Annotated in this window: 22 protein-coding genes and 1 pseudogene; 15 read left to right on the top strand and 8 right to left on the bottom strand. The window is 66.6% G+C overall.

What is annotated here, in order from left to right:
- The first annotated feature begins 47 nt into the window (after positions 1-47).
- Complete coding sequence (locus AC1DFC_RS14665) at positions 48-1,061, top strand: class I fructose-bisphosphate aldolase (protein ID WP_007839321.1); 1,014 nt, start codon at positions 48-50, stop codon at positions 1,059-1,061.
- 6 nt (positions 1,062-1,067) lie between these two features.
- Here AC1DFC_RS14665 and msrA read toward each other — a convergent pair whose 3' ends face one another.
- The 4 genes and pseudogenes from msrA to AC1DFC_RS14645 form a co-directional block, all read right to left on the bottom strand.
- Entirely contained in the window at positions 1,068-1,769 is a 702-nt protein-coding gene (gene msrA, locus AC1DFC_RS14660) for a peptide-methionine (S)-S-oxide reductase MsrA (RefSeq protein WP_007839322.1), read from the bottom strand.
- Between the two features lie 95 nt (positions 1,770-1,864).
- Positions 1,865-2,101 (bottom strand): pentapeptide MXKDX repeat protein, encoded by a 237-nt coding sequence (locus AC1DFC_RS14655; protein WP_007839323.1) that lies wholly within the window; start codon positions 2,099-2,101, stop codon positions 1,865-1,867.
- A 105-nt stretch (positions 2,102-2,206) separates the two neighbouring features.
- A complete protein-coding gene (locus tag AC1DFC_RS14650; protein WP_478179473.1) occupies positions 2,207-2,998 on the bottom strand; it encodes a molybdopterin-binding protein in 792 nt (263 codons plus the stop codon).
- A 142-nt stretch (positions 2,999-3,140) separates the two neighbouring features.
- Positions 3,141-3,785, bottom strand: a pseudogene (locus AC1DFC_RS14645) (cytochrome b/b6 domain-containing protein); the annotation flags it as partial.
- A gap of 97 nt (positions 3,786-3,882) precedes the next feature.
- Between AC1DFC_RS14645 and AC1DFC_RS14640 the strand changes: the two are divergent.
- Together AC1DFC_RS14640 and AC1DFC_RS14635 are read left to right on the top strand one after the other, a co-directional pair.
- Positions 3,883-4,608 (top strand): response regulator transcription factor, encoded by a 726-nt coding sequence (locus AC1DFC_RS14640; protein WP_413747515.1) that lies wholly within the window; start codon positions 3,883-3,885, stop codon positions 4,606-4,608.
- Positions 4,605-6,095, top strand: coding sequence for a sensor histidine kinase (locus tag AC1DFC_RS14635; RefSeq protein ID WP_478179472.1), 1,491 nt, complete (start codon positions 4,605-4,607; stop codon positions 6,093-6,095). The genes AC1DFC_RS14640 and AC1DFC_RS14635 overlap by 4 nt, the downstream gene beginning before the upstream one ends.
- 34 nt (positions 6,096-6,129) lie before the next feature.
- Here AC1DFC_RS14635 and AC1DFC_RS14630 read toward each other — a convergent pair whose 3' ends face one another.
- The 3 genes from AC1DFC_RS14630 to AC1DFC_RS14620 all read right to left on the bottom strand — a co-directional run bounded on the left by AC1DFC_RS14630 (position 6,130) and on the right by AC1DFC_RS14620 (position 9,286).
- Positions 6,130-7,029 (bottom strand): transglutaminase family protein, encoded by a 900-nt coding sequence (locus tag AC1DFC_RS14630; protein WP_007829270.1) that lies wholly within the window; start codon positions 7,027-7,029, stop codon positions 6,130-6,132.
- Positions 7,030-7,152: 123 nt separating this feature from the next.
- Complete coding sequence (mnmC, locus tag AC1DFC_RS14625) at positions 7,153-8,994, bottom strand: bifunctional tRNA (5-methylaminomethyl-2-thiouridine)(34)-methyltransferase MnmC2/FAD-dependent 5-carboxymethylaminomethyl-2-thiouridine(34) oxidoreductase MnmC1 (RefSeq protein WP_478179471.1); 1,842 nt, start codon at positions 8,992-8,994, stop codon at positions 7,153-7,155.
- A gap of 16 nt (positions 8,995-9,010) precedes the next feature.
- Positions 9,011-9,286 (bottom strand): oxidative damage protection protein, encoded by a 276-nt coding sequence (locus AC1DFC_RS14620; protein WP_007829266.1) that lies wholly within the window; start codon positions 9,284-9,286, stop codon positions 9,011-9,013.
- Between the two features lie 146 nt (positions 9,287-9,432).
- Here AC1DFC_RS14620 and AC1DFC_RS14615 point away from each other — a divergent pair, with 146 nt between their 5' ends.
- The 10 genes from AC1DFC_RS14615 to AC1DFC_RS14570 all read left to right on the top strand — a co-directional run bounded on the left by AC1DFC_RS14615 (position 9,433) and on the right by AC1DFC_RS14570 (position 18,093).
- Positions 9,433-10,485 carry a sulfate ABC transporter substrate-binding protein gene (locus tag AC1DFC_RS14615; protein ID WP_007829264.1) on the top strand — a complete coding sequence of 351 codons (1,053 nt, stop codon included), beginning with the start codon at positions 9,433-9,435 and terminating at the stop codon, positions 10,483-10,485.
- 101 nt (positions 10,486-10,586) lie between these two features.
- Entirely contained in the window at positions 10,587-11,171 is a 585-nt protein-coding gene (ssuE, locus tag AC1DFC_RS14610) for an NADPH-dependent FMN reductase (protein WP_007829262.1), read from the top strand.
- Positions 11,172-11,296: 125 nt separating this feature from the next.
- Positions 11,297-11,434, top strand: coding sequence for a hypothetical protein (locus tag AC1DFC_RS14605; RefSeq protein WP_007829260.1), 138 nt, complete (start codon positions 11,297-11,299; stop codon positions 11,432-11,434).
- A 28-nt stretch (positions 11,435-11,462) separates the two neighbouring features.
- Positions 11,463-12,425: a sulfonate ABC transporter substrate-binding protein gene (locus AC1DFC_RS14600; RefSeq protein ID WP_007829258.1), complete on the top strand. Its 963-nt coding sequence runs from the start codon at positions 11,463-11,465 to the stop codon at positions 12,423-12,425.
- Complete coding sequence (gene ssuD / locus AC1DFC_RS14595) at positions 12,425-13,594, top strand: FMNH2-dependent alkanesulfonate monooxygenase (RefSeq protein WP_007829256.1); 1,170 nt, start codon at positions 12,425-12,427, stop codon at positions 13,592-13,594. Before AC1DFC_RS14600 ends, ssuD begins: the two co-directional genes overlap by 1 nt.
- A gap of 121 nt (positions 13,595-13,715) precedes the next feature.
- On the top strand, positions 13,716-14,561 hold the full coding sequence (ssuC, locus tag AC1DFC_RS14590) for an aliphatic sulfonate ABC transporter permease SsuC (protein ID WP_007829255.1): 846 nt from the start codon (positions 13,716-13,718) through the stop codon (positions 14,559-14,561).
- A 10-nt stretch (positions 14,562-14,571) separates the two neighbouring features.
- Positions 14,572-15,543, top strand: a complete 972-nt coding sequence (locus AC1DFC_RS14585) for an aliphatic sulfonate ABC transporter substrate-binding protein (protein WP_007829254.1) — start codon at positions 14,572-14,574, stop codon at positions 15,541-15,543.
- Positions 15,544-15,546: 3 nt separating this feature from the next.
- The gene (locus AC1DFC_RS14580) at positions 15,547-16,377 is read left to right on the top strand and encodes an ATP-binding cassette domain-containing protein (protein ID WP_007829253.1); all 831 of its coding nucleotides are present in this window, start codon (positions 15,547-15,549) and stop codon (positions 16,375-16,377) included.
- A 151-nt stretch (positions 16,378-16,528) separates the two neighbouring features.
- Entirely contained in the window at positions 16,529-17,815 is a 1,287-nt protein-coding gene (locus tag AC1DFC_RS14575) for an O-acetylhomoserine aminocarboxypropyltransferase/cysteine synthase family protein (RefSeq protein WP_413311604.1), read from the top strand.
- 62 nt (positions 17,816-17,877) lie between these two features.
- Positions 17,878-18,093 (top strand): TOBE domain-containing protein, encoded by a 216-nt coding sequence (locus AC1DFC_RS14570; RefSeq protein ID WP_007829250.1) that lies wholly within the window; start codon positions 17,878-17,880, stop codon positions 18,091-18,093.
- A 255-nt stretch (positions 18,094-18,348) separates the two neighbouring features.
- Here the strand turns inward: AC1DFC_RS14570 and AC1DFC_RS14565 are convergent, their stop codons facing one another.
- The gene (locus tag AC1DFC_RS14565; protein ID WP_478179470.1) at positions 18,349-18,480 is read right to left on the bottom strand and encodes a hypothetical protein; all 132 of its coding nucleotides are present in this window, start codon (positions 18,478-18,480) and stop codon (positions 18,349-18,351) included.
- Between the two features lie 207 nt (positions 18,481-18,687).
- On the opposite strand from AC1DFC_RS14565, the gene AC1DFC_RS14560 reads away from it, so the two are divergent.
- Together AC1DFC_RS14560 and AC1DFC_RS14555 are read left to right on the top strand one after the other, a co-directional pair.
- Entirely contained in the window at positions 18,688-19,251 is a 564-nt protein-coding gene (locus AC1DFC_RS14560) for a hypothetical protein (RefSeq protein WP_478179469.1), read from the top strand.
- Between the two features lie 174 nt (positions 19,252-19,425).
- Positions 19,426-20,379 carry a TauD/TfdA dioxygenase family protein gene (locus AC1DFC_RS14555; RefSeq protein WP_478179468.1) on the top strand — a complete coding sequence of 318 codons (954 nt, stop codon included), beginning with the start codon at positions 19,426-19,428 and terminating at the stop codon, positions 20,377-20,379.
- The last annotated feature ends 69 nt before the right edge of the window (positions 20,380-20,448 follow it).

Below are 20,448 nucleotides of genomic sequence, written 5' to 3'. Positions count from 1 at the left end.
GCGGAGCCCGGGGGAGGGCGTACGATCTTCCGCAAAAGAGGTGCCCCATGACCGCACAGACGCTGATCGATACCGCCCGCGCGCTCGTCGCCGGCGACAAGGGCCTGCTCGCGATGGACGAGAGCAACGCCACCTGCAACAAGCGCTTTGCCGCGCTCGGCATCCCGCAAACCGAGGCGGCGCGGCGCGAATGGCGCGAACTGATCGTCACCGCGCCGGGCCTGGCCGACAGCATCAGCGGCGCGATCCTGTTCGACGAGACGATCCGCCAGCAGACCCATGCAGGTGTGCCCTTCGCGAAGGCGTTGTCCGACGCTGGCATCGTCCCCGGCATCAAGGTCGACACCGGAGCGAAGCCGCTGGCCGGACATCCGGGCGAAACCGTTACCGAAGGCCTCGACGGCCTGCGCGAGCGCCTCGCCGAATACGCTGGCATGGGTGCGCGCTTTGCCAAGTGGCGCGGCGTGATCGCCATCGGCGACGGCTTGCCGACGCGCGCATGCATCGACGTCAACGCGCATGCCCTGGCACGCTATGCGGCGCTGTGCCAGGAGGCCGGGCTGGTGCCCATCGTCGAGCCGGAGGTGCTGATGGACGGTGGCCATGCCTTGGCGCAATGTGCCGAGGTGACCGAAGAGGTGCTGCACCGGACCTTCGCCGAGTTGCGCGCGCAGGGTGTGCTGCTCGAAGGCATGCTGCTGAAGCCGAACATGGTGCTGCCTGGGCTGAAGGCGCCCACGCAGGATTCGGTCGAAGCGGTGGCCGAGGCTACGGTCGCCTGCCTGCTGCGCACAGTGCCCGCCGCTGTGCCCGGCGTGGCGTTTCTCTCGGGTGGCCAGCCGGCGCAGCTGGCTTCCGCCCGCCTCAATGAAATGAACGCCCGGTTCAGGCCGCGCGTGCCGTGGGCGCTGGCCTTCTCTTTCTCCCGTGCGGTGCAGCAGCCCGCGCTCGACGCATGGAAGGGCGATGCCGCCAACGCGTCCGCTGCGCAGCAGGCGCTGGTGCTTCGCACCCGATCCAACCAGGCCGCGCGCCGCGGGGCACTGGCCACAACGCCTTAATCGGCCTTAGCTGGCCTTGGCCGCCTTCACCAGTGAAGGCGTAGCCCGGTAGCTCTCGGGGAACAGCTTCTTCAGCTCGTCGATCTTCGGCATGTCGTTGATCGCGATGTAGGGCTGGCTCGGGTGCAGCGTCAGGTAGTCCTGGTGATAGTCCTCGGCCGCGTAGAAGGGTTTGGCCATCTCGACGGTGGTGGCCAGCGGCTTGCCGAAGGCCTTGGCCTGGTTCAGCTGCGCGATGTAGGCGCTGGCAATGCGGGCCTGCTCGGCGTTCTCGGCGAACACGGTGGAGCGGTATTGCGTGCCGGTGTCGGGACCCTGCCGATTGAGCTCGGTCGGGTCGTGCGCCACCGAGAAGTAGATCTGCAGCAGCTTGCCGTAGCTGATCTGCTGCGGGTCGTAGGTGATGCGCACCGATTCGGCATGGCCGGTGCGCCCGGAGCCGACCTCGTCGTAGCGCGCCGTCTTCGCATCGCCGCCGGCATAGCCCGACACCGCATTGCTCACGCCCTTGACGCGCTGGAACACGCCCTGCACGCCCCAGAAGCAGCCACCGGCGAACACGGCGGTTTCGGTCTTGGCGGCCGGCGGCGCCACGAGGTCGGCCGTGGGCGCGGGCACGCGGCGGGCGGTTTCGGCGAACGAGGGCACCGCGTACCAGACCAGGGCGGCAGCCGCCAGCGTGCCGGCAGTGAGTGCAAGGGATTTCATGAGGGTTCCTTGAGAGAGCTTTCAGTGGCTGGGAAACCGGCCGACGCGACATTGACGCCGAATCTGCCGGGCGTCAATGGCGGTTGCGAAGGCGCTTACTTCTTCATCTCGTCCTTGTCCATGCTGTCCTTTTTCATGGCGTCCTTCTTCATGCCGTCCTTCGACATCGAATCCTTGGCCATCGAGTCCTTCTTCATGCCGTCCTTCGACATGGCGTCCTTCTTCATGCCGTCCTTGGCCATGCCGTCTTTCACCATTTCGTCTGCGGCGAATGCCGAGGCGCCGGCGAAGGCCATGCAGGTTGCGAGCAGGGTTGCGGTGAGCTTGTTCATTTGGAATTTTCCTAGTGGTTGATGAAGTTTCGTTTTCAGGATCGGCTCGGTTCAATGAACACGGCCTCGCGCTTTCTTCGGCAGTCGAGCGGCTTCAGCAGCCCCTCAGCTCCCTCCGAACCAGTTGTAGCCCTGGTCTTCCCAGTAGCCGCCGGAATAGGTGTTGGTGACGAACATCGCCTTGATGTGCTTCGGGTTCTTGTAGCCAAGCTTCGTCGGCATGCGCAGCTTCATCGGAAAGCCGTACTTGGGCGGCAGGGGCTGTCCGTCGTAGGTGAGCGTCAGCAAGGTCTGCGGATGCAGCGCGGTGGGCATGTCGATGCTGGTGTAGTAGTCGTCGGCGCACTTGAAGCCGACGTACTTGGCAGTGGTGTCGGCGCCGATGTGGCGCAGGAAGTCGGCAAAGCGCACGCCGCCCCATTTGCCGATGGCGCTCCAGCCTTCCACGCAGATGTGGCGCGTGATCTGGTCGTGCTGCGGCATGGCGCGCAGCTCGGCGAGCGTCCAGGCGTGCCTGTCGGCGACCATGCCGGTCACTTCGAGCTTGTAGCTGGCCTCGTCCACCTCGCGCACCTCGTCCTCGCCGTAGTAGGCGTTGAAGGGGAAGGGACGCGTGATCTCTGCCTCCGAATAGGTCGGTGCGAGCTGCGTCGGGCTGAAGATCAGGCCCTGCACCTTGTCGTTGAAGCGCGAGATCTTCGTGAGCGCGGCTTCCACCTGCGCGTTGTCGCTGAGGCTGCAACCCGTGAGCAGCGAGAGGCCGCCGAGCGTCAGCGAGCGCTGCAGGAAGGCGCGGCGCGAGGGCTGGTCGAGCTGCTTCGCGATCAGTGTGCGGGCTTCGCGCAGCACGGCGTCACCGTCGATGCCGCTCAGGGTGGGGGCTTTGAAGATCTTCACGTCACTTTCCTGCGCTGTGTTGCGTAAGTTGCGCGGTCTCTTCGTGGGACACCGCGGAACCGGCTTTGCCGGGCCGCTGGTGTTGCCCCCGGAAGGGGGTTGACGGAGCGACACGAAGTGCGCGAAGGCTGGGGGAGAGCTCCGTTTTCGGCGCGCGGCCGCGGATCATGGTGAGCAGGGTTCGGGGCACCAGGGCGACCATCACGAGGTGCACGGCGACGAAGGCGACGATGGCCGCCATCGCGAAGAAATGGATGCGGCGCGCGAACTCGTAGCCACCCATCAGTTCGCGCAGCACGGGGAACTGCACCGACTTCCACAGCACCAGGCCCGACAGCACGATCACGATCAGGTCGAGCATCACGAACAGGTAGGCCAGCTTCTGCACGCTGTTGTAGTGGCGCGGGTCGGCATGCGAGAGCTGGCCTTTCAGTGCGGCCAGCGCGTCGTGCCAGACGCCGCGGGGCGTCACGGGAAAGAACTTGCGCGCCAGTCGTCCGCTGGCGATGTTGATGGCGAGGTACACGAAGCCGTTGAACACCAGCAGCCACATCGCCGCGAAGTGCCACTGCAGCGCACCGCCGAGCCAGCCGCCGAGCGTGATGACGGCCGGAATGGTGAACGGGAAGAACGGCGACGCGTCGTAGATGCGCCAGCCGCTCGTCGCCAGGATCATCACGGCCAGCGCGTTGAGCCAGTGCGTGATGCGCATCCACAGCGGATGGATCGGGCGGGGATCGGACGCCGCGGCCGGGTCGGCAGGAGGGGCGATGGCTGAGCTGTTCATGGGGTGGATTGTTGGGCGCACCCCATGGCCGATTCATCACGCAAAGTTCAATTAATCGTGATAACTCCAGAACCCGGATGGCGGGACAATCGAGGCCATGGACACCCCCAAACGCGTGCTGATCGTCGAGGACGACGCCCATATCGCCGAACTCCTGCGCATGCACCTGCGCGACGAAGGCTATGCGGTCGAGCACGCCGCCGACGGCCATGCCGGCCTGCGCGAGTTGGAGCGCGGCAGCTGGGACGCGCTGGTGCTCGACCTGATGCTGCCCGGCATCGACGGCCTCGAAATCTGCCGCCGTGCCCGCGCCATGACGCGTTACACGCCCATCATCATCATCAGCGCGCGGTCGAGCGAGGTGCACCGCATCCTCGGGCTGGAACTGGGCGCCGACGACTACCTGGCCAAACCTTTCTCGGTGCTGGAGCTGGTGGCCCGCGTAAAGGCGCTGCTGCGGCGCACCGATGCGCTGGCGCGCAACGCACGCATGGAGTCCGGCAGCCTCACGCTCGGCAACCTCGGCATCGAGCCGTTGGCGCGCGAGGTGCGCGTGGACGGCAGGCTCATCGAGCTCACGCCGCGCGAGTTCGACCTGCTGTACTTCTTCGCGCGCAACCCGGGCAAGGTGTTCTCGCGGCTCGACCTGCTCAACCAAGTCTGGGGCTACCAGCACGATGGCTACGAGCACACGGTGAACACGCACATCAACCGGCTGCGCACCAAGGTGGAGGCCGACCCGGCAGAGCCACGGCGCATCCTCACGGTGTGGGGGCGCGGCTACAAGTTGTCGGCCACCGGGAGCGGGGAGGACGTGGCGTGATCGCCTGGGCCACCCTGTCGCGGCGGCTGTCGGCCGTGTTCGCGGTGCTGCTGCTGGTTTGCTGCGGCGCCTCGGTGTGGCTGCAGGTGCGCTCCAATGGCATGCACGAGCAGGAGGTCGTCCAGCGCCTGTCGACCGGGCTGGCGGCGCACATCGCGGAAAACTCCGAGCTGATGAAGCCGGGCGGCCTCGACCAGGAAGCGGTAAAGGACCTGTTCGACAAGCTGATGGCCGTCAACCCGAGCGTGGAGGTCTACCTGCTGGGGCTCGACGGCCGCATCGAGGCGCAGGCCGCACCGCCCGGGCACCTGAAGCGCGACAGGGTCGCGCTGGGGCCGATCCGCAAGCTGCTGTCGGGCGCGCCACTGCCGATCGCGGGCGACGACCCGCGCAGCCTCACAACCTCCAAGGTATTCAGCGCCGCGCCGCTGCGCATGGGCGGGCGCGATGCGGGTTACGTCTACGTGGTGCTGCAGGGCGAGGACCACGACGCGCTGGTCGCCAACGTGGGCGCCGACAACGTGCTGCGCACCACGCTCTGGTCGATGGGGCTGGTGGCGCTGCTCGGGCTGCTCGCGGGCCTCGCGGCCTTTCGCCTCATCACGCGGCCGTTGCGCGAGCTGACGGCGGCGGTGAAGCGCTTCGAGACCGAGGGCATCGCTTCACTCGAAAGCGAAGCGCCCACGCTGGAGCGCCTCTCCCACGGCACTGACGAAATCGCCCAGCTGGGCCAGGCCTTCACGCAGATGACGCGCCGCATCGCAGAGCAATGGCGCGAGCTCACGCTGCAGGACCAGCAGCGCCGCGAGCTGTTCGCCAACATCTCGCACGACCTTCGCACGCCGCTCACTTCGTTGCATGGCTACCTCGAGACCCTGCTGCTCAAGGCGGGCACGCTCAGTGAAGAAGAGCGCCGGCGCTACCTGGAGATCGCGCTCGGCCAGAGCCGCAAGGTCGGCCGGCTCGCGCAAGAGGTGTTCGAGCTGGCGCGGCTCGAATACGGCGTGGTCAAGCCCGAGAAAGAGAACTTCGCGCTGGCCGACCTCGTGCAGGACGTGTTCCAGAAGTTCGAGCTGGCGGCCGAAGCGCGCCATCAACGCCTCGAGCCCGACATCGCACCGGGCCTGCCGGTGGTGTCGGCCGACCTCGGGATGATCGAGCGCGTGCTGACCAACCTGCTGGACAACGCCATCCGCCACACGCCCGAGGGTGGCGAGATCGTGGTGCAGCTGCGGGCGGAGAACGCGGGCGTGACGGTGCAGGTGAGCGACACGGGCCCGGGCATTCCGGGTGAACTGCAGAAGGCCCTGTTCATGCGCCCGGTGTTCATGAACGGTTCGCGCACCGACAGCGCCAGCAGCGGCGGGCTGGGCCTCGTGATCGTGAAGCGAATCCTGCAGCTGCACGGCAGCGACATCCGGCTGGTGCAGCAGCCCGACAAGGGCGCGGTGTTCCGGTTCCAGTTGGGCGGGGCGGCGGGGGGCTGAGGCCCAAGCGCCGGCGGCCCCCGGCGATGCCCGTTCAGTCCTTGCGGCGCGTGACGACCACCGTCGCTTCGAGGCCCTCATAGGCCTCGGCATCCCCATACCAGCTGCCTGAGATCGGCGCCGCCTGCGCCGGGTCGCGCGTGACGCCCACGCGGATCAGTTGGCCGCTGCCCATCAGATTGTTGGTCGGGTCGAAGGCCAGCCAGCCGATGCCCGGCAGGTAGGCCTGCAGCCAGGCATGCGTGGTGCCGGCGCCGGTCATCGATTCGCCCTGGGCCTGCGCGGCGTTGTCGAGCGCGGCGTCATAGATGTAGCCCGAGACGAAACGCGTCGCGATGCCCAGGCGCCGCGCGGCTTCCATCATCAGCAGCGCGTAGTCGCGGCAACTGCCGCTGCCGAGCGCCAGCGTGACGAGCGGCGTTTGCGTGCCTTCCTCATCGCGTGCCTTGTATTCGAGACTCTGGCCGATGTGCGCGTTCATGCGTGCGAGCACCTCGCGCGTGCTGTTGGGCTTGTCGGTGTGCAGGAACTGGTGGGCCCAGCGGATCAGCGTGCCCTGGGCGTCGTCGTCGTGGTGCGGGCGCAGGTAGTGCTCGAGGTCGAGACGCTCCTGCACCGAGTAGGCAAAGGGCAGGAATTCGGCGGCCGGGTCGAGCGCCAGCTGGTCTTGCTGCGCCGGCACCTGCTCGATGGTGAACGAGCAGACGATGCGCAACTCGGTCGCCTCGCCCATCGGCTGCACCAGCGCCACGGAGTTGGAATGCGGGTCTTGAATGAGCCGGGTGAAGGCCTGCGGGCTCACCTGCAGGTCGGTGGCCAGCACGCGCAGGTCATGGCTATCGCGCGGGCGGAACATCACACGGTGCTGGCCGAAGGTGACCGGCTTCTTGTAGCGGTAGACGGTTGTGTGCTTGATGTCGTACTGGATGGCCATGCGCCGCATTCTCACGCGTTCGCGTGGCAAAGCGGTGATTGCGCTGGCGCATGCCACAAAATCGGCGCACCTATGGGGACTGCCGGATCGACCACAGCGGGCAGCTTCGGGGCAGGGTGCTGGCTAGAGCCGCTGCGTTCCAAGCGCCTTGGCCAGCGTGGCCGGCAGGGGCAGCGGCTCGGCATGCCACTGCGCAGCCAGCAGTTCGGCGCACAGCGCAGCGAAGCTCAGGCCGCGCGAACCCAATGCGGTGCAGGCCCAGAGGCCCGGTGCTTCCGCGCCGATCGGGCCGACCAGCGGGCGCCGGTCGCCCGAAGCGCAGCGGATGCCAACCCAGCTGCGGACCTTGCCGTGCGCGAACGATGGAGCCAGTGCAGCGACCGACGCCGGGTGCAGCCGCGCAAGGCGCTCCCGGTTGGAGTCGCTGTCGGCCGCGGTCGGGGCGAGGTCCGTGCTGTCGCGATCGAAGGTCGCGCCGGCCAGCCAGATCGGGGTGCCTTCGGCATCGGGCACGCGTGCGACCAGATGGCCGTCGCCGTTCAGGGGTGTGGCGGGCAATTCGATGCCGTCGGCCATGTAGCCCCAGGCGACCTGGCCGCGCACCGGCTGCAGGGGCAGCTTGGGGGCGAAGCGGTCCGATTCGAAGCCTGCGCAAATGACCACGCGGTCGGCGTCTGTCAGCAACTCACCGGCCGGGTCGAACAATTGCCAGCTGTTCGCACGGCGCTCCAAGCGTGCCACCTGGCATCCGCCGCGAAACTCAACGCCCGGCTGGCGCAGCCATGCGGCGATCAGCCGGTGCGGCCGCACCCAGGCGGCGCGTGCGTGCCAGAGGGCGGGCACATCGACCGGCAGGCCAACCGCCGCCAACTGCGCCCCATTCGCGGGCCACGATTCGTTGGGCCCGTCGTCGTTCCAGCCGGCCGGAACGCGCACATCGCCGTCGGGCCGGCGCTCCAGCACGCCGCTGGCGCGCCAGTCGCGGCCTTCTTCGAGCAGCCGCGTCAGCTCGATCCACGTGGCGCGGATGCCGGCACGCGTGAGGCGCGAGAGCAGGGAGTCGTCAGGCGACACGTGCGGCGCCAGCATGCCCACGGGCAGCCCCGAAGCGCCTGATGCGGGCCGCTCGGCGGCATCCAGCACCGTGACCTGCCAGCCGCGCCGCGCCAGGCTGGCCGCCACGGCCGCGCCCGCAAGCCCGGCACCAATGACGGCGCAATGGCCTGGCGTGCCGATTCGCTCGGGCATGGGGCCGCGGCGGCGCACCGTCCAGGCGGGCGCGAACACGCCGTGCAGGCAATCGCGCTTGGGCGGCAGGCCCTGGCGCTTCTCGACCGTGAACCCGAACTGCAGGAGCGCATCACGCACCGCCCGTGCGATGGTCCAGGTGGCGATGCGCGTGCCCTGCCGCGCGAAGCGAGACACCGCTTTGAGCGTGTCTTCCGACCACATTGCAGGGTTCTGCTGCGGGCTGAAGCCGTCCAGAAAGATGCTGTCGGCCTCGAAGCGCTGAGCGCGCAGCATCGGCTGCACGTCGCCGATGCAGAGGGTGAGCAGCACGCGGCCCTCATCGAACGCCAGCCGGTGAAAGCCGGGCAGCAGCCCATGCCACTGCGCAGCCAGTTCGCCGGCGAGGGACGCCAGTTCGGGATACGCGCCGGCCGCGCGCAGCAGATCGTCGGGTGAAACCGGATGGGCCTCGACCGAGACGAAGTGCAGCATGCGCGGCCGCGCCGAATCCGAGCGCCACGCCTGCCAGGTTGTCAGGAAATTGAGGCCCAGCCCGAAGCCGGTTTCGAGAATCAGCCATTGCGGCTGTCCGGCCCAGGCTTCGGGCAGGCCGCAGCCGCCCAGGAACACATGGCGCGATTGCGCCAGGGCCCCGGTTTCGGTGTGGTAGATGTCGTCGAAGCGTTCGCTTCGGGGCACGCCGTCGGCGCGCCAGGCCACCGGTTCTGCGTTCACGACGCAGCGGCGGCGATCAGCTTCCCGACGGGGGTACGTAACCCTGGGCCACGTCGGCGCCTTCGCCGAAGAAATGCTTTTCCATCTGCCGCGCCAGGTACTGGCGGGCGCGCAGGTCGGCCAGGTTCAGCCGGTTTTCATTGACCAGCATGGTCTGCTGCTTGAGCCAAGCGGCCCAGGCTTCCTTGCTGACGTTTTCCCACAGGCGCTTGCCCAGATCGCCTGGGTAGGGCGGGAAGTCGAGCCCTTCGGCCTCTTTGCCGAGCTTGATGCACTGAACCATGCGTGCCATTTCGATTGCCTTTGAACGGAAAAGTGGGGAAAGCGGGTGCTTAGTTGATTTGGCTATTTAGAACTGAAAACTTGGTTGTTCCAGTTTCTATATGTCGTATTGAGAATACGCAGCTTCATTGATATGCCTTTTTAGAGCAAGACACCATGAGCCTTCGCCGCGACTTTATCAAGCTTTCCCTGGGTGCCGGTGCGGCCGGTGCCATGGCCCTGTCGGCGTTGCCGGCGTTCACGCAGCAGGTTCCTGCCGCGGCCAAGGGTCCGGTGACGCTGCTGAACGTGTCGTACGACCCGACGCGCGAGCTCTACGTGGACTACAACCAGGCCTTCGCCAAGTACTGGAAGGCCAAGACCGGCCAGGATGTGTCGGTCAAGCAGTCGCACGGCGGCTCGGGCAAGCAGGCACGCTCGATCATCGACGGCATCGACGCCGACGTGGCCACGCTGGCGCTGGGCGGCGACATCGATGCCATCGTCAAGCATGGCGGCCTCGTCAACGCGGACTGGCAGAAGCGCCTGCCGCACAACTCGGCTCCCTATACCTCGACCATCGTGTTCCTGGTGAAGAAGGGCAACCCCAAGGGCCTGAAGGACTGGGACGACCTGATCAAGCCCGGCGTACAGGTGATCACCCCCAACCCCAAGACCTCGGGCGGCGCCCGCTGGAACTACCTGGCGGCATGGGAGTTCGCCAAGCGCAAGTACGGCAGCGACGCCAAGGCCAAGGAATACATCGGCAGCCTGTTCAAGAACGTGCCTGTGCTCGACACCGGTGCGCGCGGCTCGACCATTACCTTCGTGCAGCGCGGCGTGGGCGACGTGCTGCTGGCCTGGGAAAACGAAGCCTTCCTGGCGCTGAAGGAATTCGGCCCCGAGAAGTTCGAGATCGTCGTGCCGTCGATCTCCATCCTGGCCGAGCCCAGCGTGTCGGTGGTCGACAAGGTCGTCGACAAGAAGCGCACGCGTGCCGTGGCCGAGGAATACCTGAAATACCTTTACTCCGACGAAGGCCAGGACATCGCCGGCCGCAACTTCTACCGCCCGACGTCGGACAAGGCGAAGGCCAAGTACGACAAGCAGTTCCCCAAGCTCACGCTGGTGACCATCGACCAGGCCTTCGGTGGCTGGGCGAAAGCCGACAAGGAGCATTTCGCTGACGGCGGCTCCTTCGACCAGATCTATACGACCAGGCAGAAGTAAGAAGCCAACCCGCTGCCAAGCCGGCAGTGCAGGGCGCCGTTCGACGAGCGCCGTGGCCCGGCTCGCCCTGAATTTCCGAAGATCAAAAACGAAAGCTTCCCGTGTCCGTTCTCCTGATTGCCGGCAGTCCCTCGACCCCGTCCCGCTCTACCGCGTTGCTCGACGCGGTGGGCGAGCGCCTGGCCCAGCGCCATGCGCGGATCGAGCGGCTCGCCATCCGCGAGTTGCCGGCGCAGGCGCTGCTGCTGGCCGACTGGAACCATCCGGCCATCGTGAACGCGATTGCCAAGGTGGCCGAGGCCCGCGTTGTCGTGGTGGCCACGCCGGTCTACAAGGCGGCCTACAGCGGTGTGCTCAAGGTCTTCCTCGACCTGCTCTCGCAGAACGCGCTCAAGGGCAAGACGGTGCTGCCGCTGGCCACTGGCGGCAGCCCGCACCACATGCTCGCGCTCGACTACGCATTGCGGCCCGTGCTGCAGTCGCTGGCGGCGCGTCACATCCTGCCGGGCGTCTACGCCAGCGAATCGCAGATTGCGCTGACGCCAGAGAACGCCTACCAGGTGCACCCCGACCTGGCCGAACGGCTCAACGAGGCCACAGAGGTGCTGGCCACGGAAGGCCTGAAGCTGCCCGCGACCCACGGCTTCGAGCCGGTGCCGTTCTCCCGAGTGCGATGTAGCGTCTGAAAGCGCGGACTCGTCGCGAGTCCGGCTTCTCGACCTCACCCTTCATTCCCGCTGTTTTGAGAACCGCCTGCGCGCGGTGCGGGACAGCCTTTGCCCGACGTTTTGCAACACCAAGGAATCTCCGCATGAACCCCGTTGCCACCGAAGACTCCGTGCTCGACACGACGCCGCGCTCCCTCTGGCACGCGCTGGGCGATCTCGCCGTGAGCGTCGTCGTCGTCAGCGCCATCGCGCTGATCGTGAGCTTCATTGCCGCCGCCTGAGCGCGGCGCATTCCACACAAGCCTTGCCATGACACAACAGATTTCCGCTCCCCGCCGCCGCCTGATCCAGGGCGCTGCCGCCGCCATCGCGCTGCCTTCCTCGTTCGCCGCATTGGCGCAGGCGCCCGCGCGCCAGTTCCGCATCGGCCACCAGAAGGGCTATCTCACGTTGCTCAAGGGCCGCGGCACGCTCGAGAAGCGCCTGGCACCGCTCGGCGTGAGCGTGAAGTGGACCGAGTTCACGGCCGGCCCCGTGCAGCTCGAAGCACTGAACGTCGGCTCGATCGATTTCGGCGACGTGGGCGAGGCGCCGCCCATCTTCGCGCAGGCCGCCGGTGCGCCGCTGGCCTACGTGGGTGCGACGGTGCCGCGTCCGCAGGCCGAGGCGGTGCTGGTGCCCAAGGGCTCCGCCATCAAGACCGTGGCAGATCTGAAGGGCAGGAAGATCGTGCTCAACAAGGGCTCGAACGTTCACTACTTCATCGTCAAGCTGGCCGAAAAGCACGGCCTCGCATACGCGGACCTCGACCTGGTCTACCTGCCGCCGGCCGATGCGCGCGCCGCGTTCGAGAAGGGCTCGGTCGACGCATGGGTCATCTGGGATCCGTTCCTGGCCGCGGCCCAGAAGTCGCTCGACGCGCGCATCCTGGCCGACGCCACCGGTGTGGTCGGCAACCGCGGCTACTACTTCTCGTCGCTCGACTACGTCGCGAAGAACGCCGACGTGCTCGCGATCGCGATCGAGGAAGTCAACAAGGTCGACACCTGGGGCGCCGCCCACAAGGACGAACTGGCCACCGAGCTGGCCGCGCTCTGGGGCCTGCCCAAGCCGGTGGCCGACCTCGCGCAGGGCCGCACGGCCTTCGGCACCTCGCCCATCACCAAGGCCATCCTGGGCGAGCAGCAAAAAATTGCCGACACCTTCTTCGCGCTGAAGCTGATCCCCAAAAAGATCAACGTGCTCGAAGCCGCCGGCGCGGGAGTCGCGTGATGCAGATCTTCTGGTTCCTCCCCACGCACGGCGACAGCCGCTACCTCGGCACGAGCGAAGGCGCGCGCCCCGTCGACCTGGCCTACCTGCAGCAGATTGCCGGCGCGGCCGACAACCTCGGCTACGAAGGCGTGCTGATCCCGACGGGCCGTTCGTGCGAAGACCCTTGGGTCATCGCCTCCAGCCTGATCGGCTCGACGAAGAAGCTCAAGTTCCTGGTCGCGGTGCGCCCCGGCCTGCATCAGCCCAGCCTGGCCGCGCGCATGGCCGCGACCTTCGACCGGCTCTCGGGCGGGCGTGTGCTCGTGAACCTCGTGACCGGCGGCGACCAGACCGAGCTCGAAGGCGATGGTGTCTACCTCGACCATGCATCGCGCTACGAGCAGTCGGCCGAGTTCATCCGCATCTGGCGCGAGATTCTTGCGCGCAGCCACGGCGGGCAGGCCTTCGACTACGAGGGCCGGCACCTGAGCGTGAAGGGCGCGAAGCTGCTCTATCCGCCGGTGCAGAACCCTCATCCACCGGTGTGGTTCGGCGGCTCGTCGGCCGCCGCGCACGAGCTTGCGGCCGAGCAGGTCGATGCCTATCTCACATGGGGCGAACCGCCCGCGGAGGTGGCCAGGAAGATCGCCGACGTGCGCAACCGTGCCGCGCGCAAAGGGCGGACGGTGGAGTTCGGCATTCGCCTGCACGTGATCGTGCGCGAGACCGAAGACGCCGCATGGAAGGCTGCCGAGGAACTGATCAGCCGCGTCGACGACGAGACGGTCATTCGCGCCCAGGCCGCCTTTGCGCGCATGGACTCCGAAGGCCAGCGCCGCATGGCCGCGCTGCATGCGGGCGGCGCCAGGCGCTCGCGTGCAGAACTGGAGATTTCGCCCAACCTCTGGGCCGGCGTGGGCCTCGTGCGCGGTGGCGCCGGCACCGCGCTGGTGGGCGACCCGAAGACCGTCGCGGCGCGCATCGAGGAGTACGCAGCGCTCGGCCTCGACAAGTTCATTCTCTCGGGCTATCCGCACCTCGAAGAGGCTTACCGCTTCGCCGAGCTGGTGTTCCCGCTGCTCTCGCGCAAGGCGAAGACGCAGCTGGCCGGCGGCTCGCTGAGCGGCCCGTTCGGCGAAGTCGTTGCCAATCTCGACGCGCCCTCGCGCCTCGCTTCCCAAAGCTAGAAATGACGCACATCCCCAGTCTTCGCGCACTTCGTGTCGCTTCGCCAACCCCCTTGCAGGGGGCAACACCAGCGGCCCGGCAAAGCCGGCTCCGCGGTGTTTCTTGAAAAGAGGGAATCACATGACCGAACAAGTTCAGGAGCTGCCGGCCGTGGCGCCGGTGGAAAACACCGGCAGCACGCTCGCAGGGTTCGCCGTCAACGTCGCGAAGCGGTTGGTGCCGTGGCTCGTGCCCGTCGGGCTCATCGTGTTCTGGCAGATCGCGTCGTCGCTGGGCTGGCTCAGCACCCGCGTGCTGCCGGCGCCGGTCGACGTGGTCAAGGCCGCATGGACGCTCACGGCCTCGGGCGAGCTGTGGACACACGTGAAGGTCAGCGCGGGCCGCGCGCTGGCGGGGCTCGCCATCGGCGGCGGGGCAGGGCTCGCGCTGGGCCTGCTGACGGGCTCGGTGAAGTTCGCCGAGACGCTGCTCGACTCCACCATCCAGATGGTGCGCAACATTCCGGCGCTCGCGCTGATCCCGCTGGTGATCCTGTGGTTCGGCATCGACGAATCGGCCAAGCTGTTCCTGATCTCGGTGTCGGTGTTCTTCCCGATCTATCTCAACACCTTCCACGGCATCCGCAACGTCGATCCGCAGCTGATCGAGATGGGCCGCACCTATGGCCTGTCGCGATGGCAGCTGTACCGCGAGGTGATCCTGCCGGGGGCGCTGTCGTCGATCCTGGTGGGCCTGCGCTTCTCGCTCGGCCTGATGTGGGTGATCCTGATCGTGGCCGAGACCATCTCGGCGCAGGCCGGTATCGGCTACCTCACGATGAACGCCCGCGAGTTTCTGCAGACCGACATCGTGCTGGTGGGCATCCTGCTGTACGCGCTGCTCGGCAAGCTGGCCGACCTGTTCGCGCGCGGGCTGGAGCAATGGTGGCTGCGCTGGCACCCCGGCTACCAGAAGAAGGCGAAGTGAGGGCCGAGGCATGACACATTCGTCCATCATCTCCCGACGCGCGGCCATCGCCACGCTGGGCGCAATGGGGGCCAGCACGGTGCTTGCACAAGGCGTGGCCGCGCGGCCGGTCATCGTGCGGCTCGGCTACCAGAAGTCGTCGACGTTGATCGCCGTGCTCAAGGCACAGGGCGCGCTCGAGAAACAGCTCGCGCCGCTCAACGCCGCGCTGAGCTGGCACGAGTTCACCAGCGGCCTGCCGCTGCTCGAAGCGCTGAACCTCGACAACCTCGATATCAGCGCCGACGTGGCCGACACCGTGCCCGTGTTCGCACAGGCGGCAGGCGCCGACCTGACCTTCATCGCGCAGGAAGCGCCGTCGCCCGCCGCGCAGGCCATCGTCGTGCGTGAAGATTCGCCGCTCAAGATCGTGGCCGACCTGAAGGGCAAGAAGGTCGGTTTTGCCAAGGCGGCTGGTGCGCACTACCTGCTGATCGCCGCGCTCGACAATGCCGGTCTGTCGTTCAAGGACATCGAGCCCGCCTACCTCACGCCTGCCGACGGCCGTGCAGCCTTCGAGAAGGGCGCGATCGACGCCTGGGTGGTGTGGGATCCGTTCCTCGCCGCCGCGCAGCGCCAGTCGAAGGTGCGCGTGTTGGCCGACGGCACGGGCATCGCGTCGTACCAGCGCTACTACCTGGCGCGCACCAGATTCGCGAAGGCGCGACCCGACGTGCTGCGCGTGGTCTATGCCGAACTGGAGAAGACCGGCCGGTGGGTCAAGCAGAACCCGAAGGAGGCGGCCGCATTGCTGTCCCCGGTGTGGGGCCTCGACGCCGCGACCATCGAACAGGCCAACGCCCGCCGCAGCTACGCGGTGCGCCCGGTGGCGCCCGAGGGTCTGGTCGAACAGCAGCGTATCGCCGACGCCTTTTTCGCCGAAAAGCTGCTGCCCCGAAAGATCGATGCGCTGAATGTGGCGCTGTTCAAGCCTGGAGCCTGACCCATGAGTGCCGTTCTGAAAGACATCCAATCCCAGGCCATCGCCGGCGGCGTGCGCCTCGAAGCGCGCGGCCTGCACAAGCGCTATGGCGCGCGCGAAGTGCTGCGCAACACCCGGTTGACCATCGAGCCGGGTCAGTTCATCGCCATCGTCGGGCGCAGCGGCTGCGGCAAGAGCACGCTGCTGCGGCTCGTCGCGGGCCTGGAGGAACCGAGCTCTGGCGGGCTCTACACCGACGGCAAGGCCGTGAACGGGCTGCACGACGACACCCGCATCATGTTCCAGGAGGCGCGCCTTCTTCCCTGGCGCCGCGTGCTCGACAACGTGACGCTGGGCCTGTCGAACGATGCGAAGGCGCGCGGCAAGGAAGTGCTCGCGCAAGTCGGGTTGGCCGACCGCGAGAACGAATGGCCTGCACGCCTGTCGGGCGGGCAGCGCCAGCGAGTGGCACTGGCGCGCGCGCTGGTGCACCACCCGCGCCTGCTGCTGCTCGACGAGCCGCTGGGCGCGCTGGATGCGTTGACGCGCATCGAGATGCACCGCCTCATCGAGAACCTGTGGCAGCACCACCGCTTCACCGCGCTGCTGGTGACGCACGACGTGCAGGAAGCCGTTGCGCTGGCCGATCGCGTGATCCTGATCGAAGACGGCCGCATCGCACTCGACGAGAACATCGCGCTGGCCCGTCCGCGCTCGCAGGGCGACCCTGCCTTTGCGGCGATTGAAAAACGAATCCTCGACAGGGTGCTGCAGAAGTCCGAAGAGACCGACGCGCAAAGCACCGATGCCAGTTGGCTCACGCCCCCGGCCCATGCCCTGCGCTGGGCAATTTGATGTTCACCCCCCAGGCTTGCCCACTTCGTGTGGCCGCCAACCCCCTCGCTGGGGGCAATACCAGCGGCCCGGCAGAGCCGGTTCCGCGGTATTCCTGGATGAATTCAATCCGCCAGCTCGCTTTTTCCTTCAACTCTGAAAGGTGATCCGCATGTCGCAGAACTGGAAATTCGAAACCCTGTCGGTGCACGCCGGCTATTCGCCCGAGCCGACCACCCGCGCCGTCGCGCCGCCGATCTACCAGACGGTGGCCTACGCCTTCGACAGCGCGCAGCACGGCGCCGACCTGTTCGACCTGAAGGTGCCGGGCAACATCTACACCCGCATCAACAACCCGACGCAGGACGTGCTGGAGCAGCGCGTGGCCGCGCTGGAAGGCGGCATCGCGGCGCTCGCGCTGGCCTCGGGCCAGGCGGCCGTGACCTATGCGATCCAGACCATCGCGGAGGCGGGCGACAACATCATCAGCAGCACCGCGCTGTATGGCGGCACCTACAACCTGTTCGCCCACACGCTGCCGCAGTTCGGCATTACCACGCGTTTCGCGGACCACCGCGATCCGTCGAGTTTCGATAAGCTGTTCGACGAGAAGACCAAGGCGGTGTTCGTCGAATCGTTGGGCAACCCGGCCGGCAACGTGACCGACATCGCGGCCATCGCCGAGATCGCGCACCGCCACGGCGTGCCGCTGATCGTCGACAACACGGTGCCGTCGCCGTACCTGAGCCGACCCATCGAGCACGGCGCCGACATCGTGGTGCATTCGCTCACCAAGTACCTGGGGGGCCACGGCACCAGCATCGGCGGCGCCATCGTCGATTCGGGCAAGTTCCCGTGGGCGGAGCACAAGCAGCGCTTCAGGCGCTTGAACGAACCCGACGTGAGCTATCACGGCGTGGTCTACACCGAGGCGCTGGGCGCGGCCGCCTACATCGGCCGCGCACGCGTGGTGCCGCTGCGCAACACGGGCGCGGCCATCTCGCCGTTCAACGCCTTCCTGATCCTGCAGGGCATCGAGACGCTGGCGCTGCGCATGGACCGCATCAGCAGCAATGCACTGGCGGTGGCGCAGCACCTCAAGCAGAGCAAGGCCGTCAACTGGGTGAACTACGCGGCGCTCGAAGACCATGCCGACCATGCGCTGGCGAAGAAGTACTTCGGCGGCCGTTCCAGCGGCGTGCTGACCTTCGGCATCGGCGCCGGTCGCGAGGGCGGGGCGAAGTTCCTCGATGCGCTGAAGCTCTTCACGCGCCTCGTGAACATCGGCGACGTGCGCTCGCTGGCCACGCACCCCGCATCGACCACGCACCGGCAGTTGTCGCCCGAAGAGCTTGCCAAGGCCGGCGTCACGGAGGACACAGTTCGCCTGTCGGTCGGCATCGAGCACATCGACGACCTGATCGCCGACCTCGAACAGGCCTTGGCCGCGGCCAGGTGATCGCATCGCTCCTGTTTTACCCATCCCGATCATTCCTTCAACCTGAAAGAGAAAGAAACATCATGTCCATCCAAGCCATCAACGTGCGCAACCAGTTCAAGGGCAAGGTCCGCGAGATCATCCGCGGCGACGTCGTCTCCGAAGTCGACGTCGAGACCGCCTGGGGCATCGTCACCTCGGTCATCACCACGCGCTCGGTCGACGAGCTGCAGCTGAAGGTGGGCTCCGACGTGGTCGCGCTCGTGAAGTCGACCGAGGTTTCGATCGCGAAGCTCTGACGGACCCTCGGGCATCTGCGATGACCCGGCGCCGCTTTGGCGCCGGGTTTTTTCGTTTTCGAGGGTGTGTGCTTGCAGCGATCTGCGGGGCATGCATTCGTCGACTGTGCTGAATTTCGGGAATCCGTCGAATCTTTCGGGGACCTCCGTTTCCTTTGAAGATATCGCCATAGCATGCGCCGCGAGGCCGTGATCCGCGACATGCATCGGTGCACGGACACACCTCGCGAAAAGTCGGAAACCAATCGAATAAATTCAGGGAGAAACCGCATGCTTGTCGAAGTTGACGAACATGGAATGATCAATCACGCACGAGTCAGACATGCTCGCAGCCCCCAGATCGAACGGGGGAAACGGGCCGGCGCAATCACCGGCATCGTCGTCCATCAAGCTGACTCTCGACGAATTGCGCGGCAGGCATGGAATATATGACGAACCAACTGCGGCACAGAATCAGTCGCTCTCGTGGCTTGTCCGTGTGCTTCAGGAATCGGTCCGAATAGGCCACGAGGAAGTGTTTCGTCATCCTTTGGTCAGCCGCAAGAACCCGACTGAGGCCCAGGGTGCGAACTGGAAGATGCAGGTACCAATGCCATGAATAGGAACACCACTCTCCTGATCTCAGCAGCGTTGCTGATTGCGGCTGCTGTGCTTCCGGCCCAAGCGGCGGACAGGCGATATCCCATCAGCTATGTGCAGAAGGTGGAAATCACGGAGCCTTCGGGCAGAACGGTATGGGAGAACAAGGAATTTCTGAGTTGCGACGACGTCGTTTTGACAGAAGAGGACGTCTTTTTTGCCTTGCGACATATGCGCCGGATTTCGCGGAGTGCCTACGATCCCGAGAAAACCGACACCACAGGGTGCGAAGGAGATGCCCTCGTCACGTTCAAGAACGGAAGGATTCTTGCCATGGGTATCGAACCGAACGGGCGAACTCTTGCCTTGGAGTACAACGCCAGGATGAAACTCACGGGGAGTCCTACGAGCGTCTATGAATGCGCCCCCTGCAGGGACCGCAAGATGGCTCTTCTGAAGGATGCGCTGCATCGCGCGGATGAGCGACGGCTCAAGCGACTTGAGGCAGAGGGCAAGATCCCTCCCGGCGAGGCGGAAGTCCGACTGAAGAGGAGCAAGGCTGAACGCGACAAGCCCTGACCGGCTCGGCCGGTCGGTGTTTCCCCGATAACCCGCTACGGCGGGTTTTCTTTTGCCTGTCCACAAACGCCAACCACCCTTAGTCGCACAGCGCATTAGGAACTGCAAACAGCTTCCTTCCACCCCCACAAGGTGCCTCGCAGAATCTTGCGGAACCCCGAAAAAGGACCTCCGATGAGCGCCATTCTTTCTTCCGTAGCCCCTGCGCAAGCCGCACAGGCCCACGAACTCGACATCGTCCGCCAGGCCGGCCACATCGGCGCCGAAGTGCGCGGTGTGCGCCTCTCCGGCACGCTACAGCCCGAAGTGTTCGGTGCCATCAAGGCCGCATTGCTCAAACACAAGGTGCTCTTCTTCCGCGGCCAGCAGCACTTGGACGACGCGCAGCAGGAGGCCTTCGGCCGCCTGTGGGGCGAACTGGTGCCGCACCCGACCGTGCCTTCGAGGGACGGCACACGGCTGCTGGAACTCGATTCGCGCCACGGCGGCCGTGCCAATTCATGGCACACCGACGTGACCTTCGAGGTCGCCTATCCGCAGGTATCGATCCTGCGGGCCGTGGTGATCCCGGCCTATGGCGGCGATACGGTCTGGGCCAACACGGTGGCGGCATACGAGAGCCTGCCCGGCGACTTGAAGGCGCTGGCGGACCGGCTGCGCGCCATCCACGGCAACGATTACGACTACGCCGCGACGCGCTCGCCCGGCGACCTCGACGAGGAGGGCACCAGGCGCTACAGGGAGGTCTTCACGCGCCGCCTGCTCGAAGCCGAGCACCCGGTGGTGCGCGTTCACCCCGAGACGGGTGAGCGCAGTCTGGTGCTGGGCCATTTTGCGAAGAAGCTCGTCGGCCATTCGACGAACTACTCGGGCCACCTGCTGAGCGTGCTGCAGAGCCACGTGCATCGCCTGGAGAACACGGTGCGCTGGCGCTGGACGCAGGGCGACGTGGCGACCTGGGACAACCGGGCCACGCAGCACTATGCAATCAACGACTACGGTGACCAGCACCGCGTGGTGCGGCGGGTGACGGTTGCGGGCGACGTGCCGTTCGGCGTGGATGGCGCGAGGAGCGTGGACCGGACCGCGCCGGCCGTGCGCGCCGCCACCGCGGGAGCCGCTGCCTGACATGCGGCTATACAACGTCTGGTTGTTAGGAACCGACTTTTCGGTTGTTTGAGCTTGCGCCCCGGGCTC

Source organism: Variovorax sp. 10L421, from assembly GCF_056395365.1.
This window is presented reverse-complemented; position numbering and strand designations above follow the sequence as displayed.